The sequence below is a fragment of the Megasphaera stantonii genome (genome assembly GCF_025567065.1).
Classification (GTDB): Bacteria; Bacillota; Negativicutes; order Veillonellales; family Megasphaeraceae; genus Megasphaera; species Megasphaera stantonii.
The window spans coordinates 17,718-29,599 of the sequence record NZ_JAOQKD010000003.1; the positions used below are offsets into that span (position 1 = coordinate 17,718).

At 50.8% G+C, this 11,882-nt stretch carries 10 protein-coding genes; 5 read left to right on the plus strand and 5 right to left on the minus strand.

Features of this window, described 5'->3' with window-relative positions; genetic code table 11:
• The first annotated feature begins 20 nt into the window (after positions 1-20).
• The 5 genes from OCV58_RS02940 to aroD all read left to right on the plus strand — a co-directional run bounded on the left by OCV58_RS02940 (position 21) and on the right by aroD (position 5,383).
• Entirely contained in the window at positions 21-797 is a 777-nt protein-coding gene (locus OCV58_RS02940) for an acyl-CoA dehydratase activase (RefSeq protein WP_154876907.1), read from the plus strand.
• Positions 798-813: 16 nt separating this feature from the next.
• Entirely contained in the window at positions 814-2,100 is a 1,287-nt protein-coding gene (locus OCV58_RS02945; protein ID WP_087478519.1) for a 2-hydroxyacyl-CoA dehydratase subunit D, read from the plus strand.
• Positions 2,100-3,221: a 2-hydroxyacyl-CoA dehydratase subunit D gene (locus tag OCV58_RS02950; protein ID WP_154876908.1), complete on the plus strand. Its 1,122-nt coding sequence runs from the start codon at positions 2,100-2,102 to the stop codon at positions 3,219-3,221. The genes OCV58_RS02945 and OCV58_RS02950 overlap by 1 nt, the downstream gene beginning before the upstream one ends.
• A gap of 105 nt (positions 3,222-3,326) precedes the next feature.
• Positions 3,327-4,472 (plus strand): acyl-CoA dehydrogenase, encoded by a 1,146-nt coding sequence (locus OCV58_RS02955; RefSeq protein WP_087478521.1) that lies wholly within the window; start codon positions 3,327-3,329, stop codon positions 4,470-4,472.
• 155 nt (positions 4,473-4,627) lie between these two features.
• The gene (aroD, locus tag OCV58_RS02960) at positions 4,628-5,383 is read left to right on the plus strand and encodes a type I 3-dehydroquinate dehydratase (RefSeq protein WP_154876909.1); all 756 of its coding nucleotides are present in this window, start codon (positions 4,628-4,630) and stop codon (positions 5,381-5,383) included.
• Here aroD and OCV58_RS02965 read toward each other — a convergent pair.
• The 5 genes from OCV58_RS02965 to OCV58_RS02985 form a co-directional block, all read right to left on the minus strand.
• Positions 5,378-6,688, minus strand: coding sequence for an MFS transporter (locus OCV58_RS02965; protein ID WP_154876910.1), 1,311 nt, complete (start codon positions 6,686-6,688; stop codon positions 5,378-5,380). The two genes, aroD and OCV58_RS02965, sit on opposite strands and share 6 nt — an antisense overlap.
• A gap of 166 nt (positions 6,689-6,854) precedes the next feature.
• The gene (locus OCV58_RS02970) at positions 6,855-8,078 is read right to left on the minus strand and encodes an MFS transporter (RefSeq protein WP_107195773.1); all 1,224 of its coding nucleotides are present in this window, start codon (positions 8,076-8,078) and stop codon (positions 6,855-6,857) included.
• An 83-nt stretch (positions 8,079-8,161) separates the two neighbouring features.
• Positions 8,162-10,090 (minus strand): oxidoreductase, encoded by a 1,929-nt coding sequence (locus tag OCV58_RS02975; protein ID WP_154876911.1) that lies wholly within the window; start codon positions 10,088-10,090, stop codon positions 8,162-8,164.
• A gap of 22 nt (positions 10,091-10,112) precedes the next feature.
• A complete protein-coding gene (gene aroE / locus OCV58_RS02980; protein ID WP_107195775.1) occupies positions 10,113-10,988 on the minus strand; it encodes a shikimate dehydrogenase in 876 nt (291 codons plus the stop codon).
• A 40-nt stretch (positions 10,989-11,028) separates the two neighbouring features.
• Positions 11,029-11,871 (minus strand): sugar phosphate isomerase/epimerase family protein, encoded by an 843-nt coding sequence (locus OCV58_RS02985; RefSeq protein ID WP_107195776.1) that lies wholly within the window; start codon positions 11,869-11,871, stop codon positions 11,029-11,031.
• Between the last annotated feature and the right edge of the window lie 11 nt (positions 11,872-11,882).

Here is an 11,882-nt window from a genome sequence, read left to right on the forward strand (position 1 = left end):
AGCCAGAAAGGATGAAACCCATGTATACTCTTGGAATCGACGTCGGCTCGTCGTCGTCCAAAGCCGTCATTTTAGAAAATGGAAAACATATCATATCCCACGCTGTCGTGGAAATCGGCACGGGGTCGACAGGGCCGGAACGCGTTCTGGAAGACGTCTTCTCCGGCACGGGCCTTGGGCTGGACGACATGGCCCATATCATTGCGACGGGCTATGGGCGCTTCAACGTCGACTGCGCCAAAGGCGAAGTCAGCGAAATCACCTGCCACGCCAAGGGAGCCCTCTTCGAATGTCCCGGCACAACGACGATTCTGGACATTGGCGGACAGGATGTTAAAGCCATCAAGTTAAATTCCCAAGGCCTGGTCATGCAGTTCGCCATGAACGATAAATGCGCCGCCGGCACGGGCCGCTTCCTCGACGTCATGTCCAAGGTATTGGAAATTCCTATGTCCGACATGGGCGACTGGTACTTTAAATCGAAGCATCCGGCCCCGGTCAGCAGTACCTGCACGGTCTTCGCCGAATCGGAAGTCATTTCCCTGTTGTCTAAAAACGTCCCGAAGGAAGACATCGTCGCCGGCGTGCACCGCTCTATCGCCAGCAAGGCCAGCGCCTTGGTCCGCCGCGTCGGCGTCGGTCCCGACCTTACCATGACCGGCGGCGGTTCCCGCGACGCCGGCGTCGTAGACGCCATATCCAAAGAATTAGGCATTCCCGTCAATGTAGCCCTGCACCCCCAGGTAGTCGGAGCACTGGGCGCCGCATTGATTGCCTATGATAAAGTCACCAAATAACAAAGGAGAGATCTCAATGAGTGAAGAAAAAACGATTGATATTGAAAGCATGAGCGCTAAAGACGCTCTCGGCTATTTTCTGCCGAAAGTAGACGAAGACGCCCGCATCGCAAAAAAAGAAGGCCGCCTCGTCTGCTGGTCCGCTTCCGTAGCACCTCCCGAATTCTGCACCGCTATGGACATTGCTATCGTATATCCTGAAACCCATGCTGCCGGCATCGGCGCCCGTCACGGCGCGCCGGCTATGCTGGAAGTCGCTGAAAACAAAGGCTACAACCAGGATATCTGTTCGTACTGCCGCGTCAACATGGGCTACATGGAGCTCCTCAAGCAGCAGGCCCTGACAGGTGAAACGCCGGAAGCCCTGAAAAACTCCCCCGCTTCGCCGATCCCCTTGCCGGACGTCATTCTGACCTGCAACAACATCTGCAACACCTTGCTCAAATGGTATGAAAACATGGCCAAGGAACTGAACATTCCCTTAATTACCATCGACGTTCCGTTTAACCACGAATATCCCGTTACCAAACATGCCAAACAGTATATCGTCGGCGAATTCAAGCACGCCATCAAACAGCTCGAAGAATTATGCGGCCGTCCCTTCGACTATGACAAATTCTTCGAAGTACAGAAACAGACACAGCGTTCTATCGCAGCCTGGAACAAAATTGCCACGTATTTGACGTATAAACCGTCTCCCTTAAACGGCTTCGACCTGTTCAACTACATGGGCCTGGCCGTGGCGGCTCGTTCCTTAAATTACTCTGAAATCACCTTCAACAAGCTCATCAAAGAATTAGACGCTAAATTAGCCGCTAAAAAATACGCTTTTGGCGAAAACGAAAAGACCCGCGTAACCTGGGAAGGCATCGCCGTATGGATCGCGTTGGGTCATACGTTCAAAGCCTTGAAGAATCAGGGCGCGTTGATGACCGGCTCGGCATATCCCGGCATGTGGGACGTTTCGTATGAACCGGGCAACCTCGAATCTATGGCCGAAGCCTATACGCGTACGTACATCAACTGCTGTCTCGAACGCCGCGGCGAAGTCTTGGAAAGCGTAGTACGCGACGGCAAATGCGACGGCCTCATCATGCACCAGAACCGCTCCTGCAAGAACATGAGCCTCTTAAACGACGAAGGCGGCAAACGCATCCAGAAGAACCTCGGCGTCCCCTACGTCATTTTCGACGGCGACCAGACGGACCCCCGCAACTTCTCGGAAGCGCAGTTTGACACACGCGTAGAAGCATTATGCGAAATGATGAACGAAAAGAAAGCCAACGAAGGAGGCAATCACTAATGAGCCATATTGATGAACTGATCAGCAAATTTCAAGACGTAGCAAACCATCCGAAAAAAACGGTATTAGAATATAAAAAGAACACCGGCAAAGGCCTCGTCGGCATTATGCCCTACTATGCACCGGAAGAAATCGTATACGCCGCAGGCTATCTCCCTGTCGGACTCTTCGGGGCACAGAAACCGCAGATTTCCGCAGCCCGCACGTATTTGCCGCCTTTCGCCTGCTCCCTCATGCAGGCCGACATGGAATTGCAGCTCAACGGAACGTACGACTGTCTCGACGCGGTTATCTTCTCCGTTCCCTGCGACACGCTCCGCTGCATGAGCCAGAAATGGCACGGCAAAGCGCCGGTCATCGTATTTACGCATCCGCAGAACCGTAAAATCGACGCCGCCGTCGATTTCCTCAAAGGCGAATACGAACACGTCCGCAGCGAATTGGAACGCATCCTGGGCGTAACCATCAGCGACATGGCTCTCCAGGAAGCAATCAAAGTCTACAACGAAAACCGCCGCGTCATGCGCGAATTCTGCGAAGTCGCCGCCCAGTATCCGCAAATCTTTACGCCGGTAAAACGCCATGACGTCATCAAAGCCCGCTGGTTCATGGATAAAGCCGAACACACGGCCTTAGTCCGTCAGCTCATCGACGCCGTAAAGGCCGAACCGGTACAGCCCTGGAAGGGCAAGAAGATTATTCTGTCGGGCATCATGGCTGAACCGGACGAATTCCTAGACATCTTCAGCGAATTCAACATGGCCGTCGTCGCCGACGATTTGGCCCAGGAATCGCGCCAGTACCGCAACGATGTCCCGGCTGGCATCGACCCGTTGGAACAGCTCGCCAAATGGTGGCAGGACTTTGACGGCTGCCCCCTGGCCATGAACCCGGACAAACCGCGTGGACAAATGCTCATCGACATGGCGAAAAAATACGACGCCGACGCTGTTGTCGTCTGCTTGATGCGCTTCTGCGACCCCGAAGAATTCGATTATCCTATCTACAAAGTCGAATTTGAAGAAGCAGGACTTCGCTATACTGTTCTCGACGTCGATTTGGAATCGCCGTCTTTGGAACAGATGCGTACCCGTATTCAGGCATTCTCTGAAATGCTCTAATTCTTTCACATCGTTGTATAACGCCAAGGCTTACGCGCCTTCAAGGAGCCGGCCTTGGCGTTTACATATATTTACTTATTTTATATTTAGGAGGAATTACAACTCATGGATTTTAAGCTCACAGAAATGCAGCAAGACATTGCAAACCTCGCGAAAGATTTCGCTGAAAAGAAATTGGCCCCGACGGTCAAGGAACGCGACGAAAAAGAAGTCTTCGACCGCGCTATCCTCGATGAAATGGGCACCCTCGGCCTCCTCGGCATTCCCTGGGAAGAAGAAAACGGCGGCGTTGGCGCCGACTTCCTCAGCCTGGCCGTTGCCTGCGAAGAAGTCGCAAAAGTCGACCCCTCCATCGCCCTGAGCTTCGAAGTTCACACCATGCTCTGCTCCTGGCCTATCTGGAAGTTCGGCACGGCGGAACAGAAAGAAAAATATTTGAAACCCCTGGCAGAAGGTACGAAGCTCGGCGCTTTCGGCTTGACCGAACCCAACGCCGGCACGGACGCCCTCAATGGCTCCACAACGGCCGTTAAAGAAGGCGACTACTACGTCCTCAACGGCTCCAAGGTCTTCAACACCAACGGCGGCGAAGCTGACGTAACCATCGTATTCGCAGCTACGGATAAATCCAAAGGCGCGAAAGGCATGAGCGCGTTCATCGTCGAAAAGGGCATGGAAGGCTTCACCTACGGCAAAGAAGAAGTTAAAATGGGTATCCGCGCTTCCGTACAGCGTGAACTCGTATTCCAGAACGTCAAAGTTCCGGCAGCCAACCTCCTCGGTAAGGAAGGAGAAGGCTTCAAGATCGCTATGATGACCCTCGACGGCGGCCGCGTAGGCGTCGGCGCACAGGCTCTGGGCATTGCAGAAGGCGCGTACAACGAAGCTGTTAAATACGCAAAAGAACGCGTTCAGTTCGGCAAGCCCATCGCTACGAAGCAGGCCATCGCCTTCATGCTCGCTGACATGAAGCTCAAGATCGAAACGGCTCGCCTTGCCGTATACAAAGCCGCCTGGAAGATGGGCCAGCCCGACGTGAAGTCCTACTCCATGGATGCGGCTATCGCGAAGAAATACGCTTCCGACATCGCTATGCAGGTCACGACGGACGCCGTACAGGTCTTCGGCGGCTACGGCTTCACCCGCGAATACCCGGTAGAACGGTACATGCGCGACGCTAAGATCACCCAGATCTACGAAGGCACAAACCAGGTACAGCAGATGATTATTTCCGGCTCTATCCTGCGGTAATCGTACTCTCCACACCTACAGAGCTTGCCATTTCTGTTTCCCAAAGCATCTCCCGGCAGTTTCCGCCGAGAGATGCTTTTTTCATTGCCCATACGCCGCCAATGCGCTACAATAACATCAAACCCATTCACGCGATATACGCGAAGGAGGATATAATGATCACTATTGGCAACGCAGCCCTCGACAACGGCATGCCCAAAATCTGCGTCCCCATCGTCGGACGCACTGTCGAAGAATTGATACAGGAATGCCGTTACCTGCAAGATAAACCGTACGACGTCGTCGAACTCCGCATCGACTTCTTAGCAGACACCACCCTTCCCGCCGTCGGCGAAGCCCTGGCAGCCGTCCGCAGGGAGCTCCCAGACAGCGCTCTCTTGTTCACCTTTCGCACGAAGGAAGAAGGCGGCGAAACGGCCGTCCCGGAAGCCTATTACTTTGAATTAATCCAGTACGCCGTCGCCAGCGGCAAAATCGACGCCGTCGACGTGGAATACTTCCGCAATCGGGACAGCATCCGCCAGACCCTAGCCGTCGCCAAGGAACATGGCGTCACCGTCGTCATGAGCAACCACGACTTCGAAAAAACGCCGTCTTTCGACGAAATCACGGGCCGCCTCATCGGCATGAAGCAATTGGGCGCCGACGTAGCCAAATTGGCCTGCATGCCGAATTCGGCTAAAGATGTGCTCACCCTCTTATCGGCTACGGAAGCCGTCAAAGCCCAATATCCGGACGAACCGATCATCACCATGTCCATGGGCAAATTAGGCGTCATCAGCCGTATCAGCGGCGAACTTTTCGGCTCGGCCCTGACCTTCGGGTCGGCTAAAAAAGCCTCTGCACCAGGACAATTAGATATCACAGCTCTGCACTCCATATTGCATACCCTGCACGGCAGTAAATCATGAAGGCTCTGATGCATCAATACGGTGAATATCGCCGACAATACAAAGGAGAGAAAAGACACCAACAGCCGCCACGGCGCTGATAAATACCATAGCCCCGATAAATGAGTCTGTCACATGTACGATAAAGCCAATGACAATAGGCGTAATAATGCCTGCCAAATTGCCGACAAAGCTGAAAACACCGCCGGCAATGCCCATGGATTCGACAGGAGCTATATCGCCGACAGTACTCCAAAGAATAGCCGCCATACCTTGTCCAAAAAAAGAAACGGCCATAATAGCGATAATCACTGTAAGGGAATCGGCGTAATTTGCGGCCATAATCGACATGGAACAGATGAGACCGCAAACAATAGGCGTTTTGCGTGCTTTCGACAAGGAAGAACCGTTGCGCAACATATAATCAGACCAACGTCCGCCCAACAATACGCCGCACAGCGCTCCGGCATAAGGAATAACGGCATAAAACCCGGCCTGAATCATAGGAAGCTGCTTAGCCATAACCAAATACATAGGAAACCAGGTCAGGAAGAAATACATTGTACTCGTATTAGCAAATTGCCCTAAATAAATGCCCAATAACTGGCGATGTTTAAATAGCTCAAGGATCTGCGCTGCTGTAACCTTCTGTGCCGTGCCAGCCTTTTCAGCCTGCCCTCCGCCTTCACGGATATAAGCTAGTTCGGCTTCATTGACGCCCTTGCAATCTTTAGGGTCACGATATAAAAGATACCAAAATAAACTGATAATAATGCCGACACAGCCTGTCACATAAAAAATTTCCCGCCAGCCGAAAGCCTGCAGAATCCAAAACAGCACTGGCGTCAAAAATGCCAATCCAATAAACTCGGCAGCAGTATAGATCGATGTCGCCGTAGCCCGTTCTCTATCAGGAAACCATGCAGATACGACGCGATTATTCGTCGGAAACGCCGGTGCTTCCGCAGCGCCAATGAGCATCCGTATGATAAACAGCGCGGTAAAACTGCTGCCCAAGCCCATAATCATCGTAAACAAGGACCAGAAAAACAAGGACAATGCATATGTAATACGCGGTCCAAGTCTTTCCAGTATATATCCGCCAGGAACCTGCATAAACGCATACGCCCAAGCAAACGCCGACAACAGCATGCCCATTGTTACAGCATTGAAACCAAGCTCAGCACTCATACTGGAAGCGGCAACAGCCATATTAGTCCGGTCCAAATAATTAATAGCCGTAAGAACAAAAATAAGCGACAACATAAACCAGCGTTTATTCGTCTTTCGGGGAATAGATTTTTCCACATGTTCCCATCTATTCATTATACTGCTCCTTTCTCTATCTCGGGGCCGTCTTTATTTGTTATATTTTTCACATTCTTAAGCAAAAAGAAAGTTACGCTGTACATCCTTGCACATATACAACCATATTGCCAGAAAATTAAAACAAGAATAATAGTAGGAGCTGAAGGCAGCTCCTACTATTATATTATGCGTGCCGTTTGCTGGAAATATTGACAAACAAGGCCAATAGTACACTCATCAACGTGACAGCACTATTAAAGAGGATCACGTATTCCGGCCCGTTATTTCCGCCCATAGAGGCAATAGAGCCGGCAGCAGATACGCCGACCCATGTCCCTATGCTGGACATGACCATGACGACACTGATAATCGTTCCTTTCAAATGGGGAAATAAGTCGCTGACAACAGCCGTTACCAGCTGCAGTACGCCGCCGGCTGCCGAATATCCAAGTACAAATCCGCCGATAATAGCAATAAGCGGATGATGGACAAAAAGCAAAACAATGAGCATCGTCAAGGCAATAGCCGGATACAGCAGCAATAGGCGAATAGACTTGATATACTTATCAACGACAGCGGCCGTGAGTAATACAGCAGCGACAATGCCAACAGAATAATAAGACTGGATAATCGCCGGATTCTCCATGCCTACCCATCGTCCAAATTCCTGATTGCAGTTAACCCATATCTGAAATGTCGCTGTCGTCGTAAAGCCCATGATGATGAGGGCAATGCTGGATGGCGTGAAATGAATCGCCTTTATTTCCTGCCAGAATGAGGGCTGGTCTTTCGAACTTTTGTCCGCTGCAGTCATTGCTGGAAAAGGCATGACAAAGGTCAATATCGTCAACACAGCACATAAGACAGGGAATACATAAAACAACGTCGTATACGGCATGTGATTCGAGGCGACGAACAAAATCAGCAGCGGTAAAATAAACTGACCGATGGCAACGAAAAGCTTCGTCAAAATGCTGGCGACAGCCGTCTTGCCGACGAAGATTTCCATAACTGCCGGCATTACGCCGCCGTTAGAAAAAGCATTAGCAATCCCGCCAATGAGACCGAATACGTATGCAGCCTGCAAATTAGTCGAAAATACCATGCCCAAAAAGAAAACTGCATAACAAATACTGCCGACAGCCGACACGATGCGCCGCCCTATCTTATCTGATAAGGGGCCTGATACGAAACTGCCAATCAGGCATCCTAACCCCAATGAAGCCGACACCCAGACGACGCCGCTGGCATCAAAGGCGCCATTCGCCAAAGTCGCCGCGCCCCACTGCGCGGCAAATTCCTGTTTGTACTGTCCCAAAATAGATGCGGCAACACCAAGAACCAGATAGTTAAGGTATAAGACGATAGCCGTCGGATATAGTCGTTTATGATTTTGTATAATTTCCATAAGGTACCTCCGGTCTATCCGGGCAGCTTTTCTTTTACCGAAAAGCTGCCTCTGAGACCTGCGTATATATACAGCAAAATACGTTAAATAGCTAATGCGGCATCGAACGCTTCGCCTGTAGCCAGCATAGCATTGCCCGGGGCCTTGACAGCTTCGCCGATGACGAAGACCTGCGGGATAACAGCGGAAAGTTCTTCTTCCAAGGGATTGTAGCTTCGTGAACCCATGGCCAGAACAATCGTGTCAAATCTGCGGATTTCACCTTCCGTACCATCAGCAGTCGTATAAGAAACGCCGTCAGCAAAGAACTGTTCAACTTTCGCACCAGGAAGGAGCTGCACATCATGCCGTTCGAAATCCTGGAAAATAAATAAACGGTTTTCAGCGCTTACATCACCGGCGATGGTATCCTTCATCTCAATTACAGTAACGTCATGATTGCGTTCCGCAAGGAATTCAGCAGCCTCACATCCAACCATGCCCCCGCCTACGACAAGAGCTTTTTTACCGACATGAACCTTGCCTTCCAGCATATCCTGAGCCGTTACATAGCCGCAGTCGGCAAGTCCGGAAATCGGCAGGATAAGCGGCTTAGACCCAGTAGCCAAGATGACGGCATCGGGAGCCATCTCCTTGATAAGCTCTGCCGTCGCTTCCGTATTCATCCGGATTTTTACGCCAGCGTCTTCACAGCTGACAATAAAGCTGCGGATAGCGCTCGTCAAGTCGCCCTTATCGGCCGGGAATGCCGCAATGTAGAAATTACCGCCCAACGTGCCGTTCTTTTCCAGCAAGGTAACGTCATGACCGCGAAGAGCGCAAACCTTAGCGGCATATAAACCGCCGGGACCGCCTCCAACAACGACGACCTTCTTCGGCACTGCAGCTTTCGTCAGCTCACCTTCCCGGCCCACAATCGGATTGACAGCACACGTAATCGGTTCGCCCTTAAACATTTTCGGCACGCAGCCCAACAGACAGCCAATACACGGAGTAATAAAATCGGAAGCACCGTGTTTCACTTTATTCGGCATATCCGGATCAGCAATGCTCTGACGGCCAAAGGCTACGATATCCGCGCGGCCTTCCCGTACCAGGAGTTCTGCATACTGCGGCTCCGTATATCTGCCCACTGTAATAACAGGTACTTCGACAGCCCGTTTGATTTCCGTAACCAATTCGGCACTAAAGCCGCCATGTACCGCACCGGGAGCCCACATAAATTCATCGTGGAGATGGACGGCGCGGCTGACGTGGAGCGCATCGACACCGCATTCCTCTGCTAAATACACTGCCACTGCAGCTGCGTCCTGCACGGTCTGGCCGCCTTCGACATCATCGCTGCCGTTAATCCGACACAAAATAGGCAATGTGCCGTTTGTCTTCTTGCGAATATTTTCAATGATCAGAGAAATGAGCCGCATGCGATTTTCAAAGCAGCCGCCGAATTCGTCAAGGCGAATGTTCGTCCGCGAGGAAATAAAAGTGCTGACTAAATAGCCGTGAGCACAATGCACCTCGACCATATCGATGCCGGCGCGCTGAGCGCGGGCTGCCGCGTCGCCGTAGCATTCGATGAGTTTGTAAATTTCTTCTCGGGAAATAGCCTGGGGGATTTCCCGGCCGCTCGACGGCGCAATAGCACTGGCAGCCTTCAGCGGATACCCTGTCAGCTTAGAATTGCCTTCCGGACCAGCATGCTGCAGCTGGATCGAAACTTTTGCGCCGTATTTATGACATTCGTCAGCGACAGCGCGGAAACTATCTATGGTATCGTCGGAATACAGGCAGGGCTTGCGGGGTCCGCCCTTAGCTTCTTTGTATACAACCGTCGATTCTATCGTAATAAGGCCGTAGCCGCCTTTGGCACGGGCACCGTAATATGCAACGGATTTACTGCTCAAGGAGCCGTCCGTATTGGCAAAATTATTGCCCATGGGCGGAACAGCGAAGCGGTTGGGAATCGTCACGCTGCCGATTGTAAGCGGCGAAAATATGGCTTTATACTTCATAGTTGTACCCTCTCCTTACCATTTATTCAGCAAAAAATTTTTCTTCTACTTCTTTGTAAGGCATATCCTGGCCCGTATACAATTTAAACGCCGCCACGCCCTGCCACAGCAGCATGCCGATACCGCCGATAGCAGCTTTACATCCTGCCTTCTGTGCTTCTTTGATTAAGATAGTTTCTCGAGGATTGTATACCGTATCGGCTACAACCAAATCGGGACGGAGATACTCAGGATGAATCAAGCTGTCATCATCGAGGGGCTTCATGCCCATTTTCGTCGCATTGACGAGAATATCCGCATCTGCAATGGCAGTCTTCAAAGCTTCAGCATTGGCCAAATCATCGACTTCGACATGGCAGGCCGGTACGGCTTCACTCAACTTAGCGGCAATATCTTCGGCATTGGCATAAAATTCATCTTTAATATTAAAAATCTTCAAATCAGCAGCTCCATCCAATGCTGTCTGTACGGCAATAGCCGTCGCAGCACCGCCGGCACCCAATAAGACAATTTTTTTCCCCTGTACGCCGACGCCGTGTTCCTGCAGATTTTTGACAAATCCGATACCGTCCGTATTATAAGCAACGAGCTTGCCTTCTTCTGTAATGACGACAGTATTGCTGGCTCCAATCAATTTCGCAGCCGGCGTGATTTCGTCAACATAATTCAGCACTTCCCGCTTGCAGGGCATGGTGACGTTAAAACCGCCGACGTTCAGCATTTTGAGAGCAGCAACGCCTTCGCCGACCTTATCGACGGGAATATCAAAGGCCAGGTATGCCGCATCAATACCCAGACGTGCGAAGGAATAATTGTACATAGCCGGCGAGCCGGAATGCCCTACAGGAGAACCGATCAATGCAAATAAACGAGTATGTCCAGAAATTCTTGTTTCCATGTTATATCACCTTTCATTTTAGAATATATTGTTTTATTCATTATTGGAGAGCTTCAGGCCAAACCGATTCCAATACGGTTTTTGTATGGTCATAATCATGAACAGCCGTTTCGGCAACGCCTTTTGCTAAAATATCATCGCTGATGACTTCAACGCCGATGACGGCCGGTTTAATGCCCTTATCCTTGATCATCTTGACAAAACCTGCCGTGTCGCCATATCCCGTGCCGGGCGCTACGCGGTCATGCATGGACTCATCGCGAAGAATAGCCGCTGCATATGGACGGGCCAGGACATCATTAATCTGAATGGACACGACCTTATCAGCAGGTACATCGGCAAGGATAGACGGATCATACGACTGGTTAGCCCGTACCCAGTGCCATGTATCAAGGATAAGCTTGGCATTATCACAACCAGACAGTTTTACTACATCCCAAGCTTTTTTGACATCGGGAAGACCGCTGTACGGCATAGGTTCTACACCGATGACCCATTTGCCGGCACGCTGGCATAATTCTTTCAATTTCTGCGCTGTATGCTCCACAGAATAATTCTCCATAAGACCGCAGTTGATATGCTGTACGCCGAACAATTCGCACATGTGGAAGCAAATTTGTTCTTTATACTTCTGCTCATACGAACGATGATTTTCGGCCCATTGTACAATGTATTCTACTTCCGTGACTTTCATATCATATTTTTTCAAAATTGCCAAAATATCTTCATCGTGAAGCCCTTCAGCTAACGCGTCGACATACGTTTCAGCACGAAGGCCGATTCCTTCAAAGCCGGCTTCTTTGGCAGCGCGCACGCGTTCTTCAAAGGTGCATTGGTCTCCTAATGACCAGGAACTAATCGTAATAGGGAATTTTTTTGACATCGTATATACAT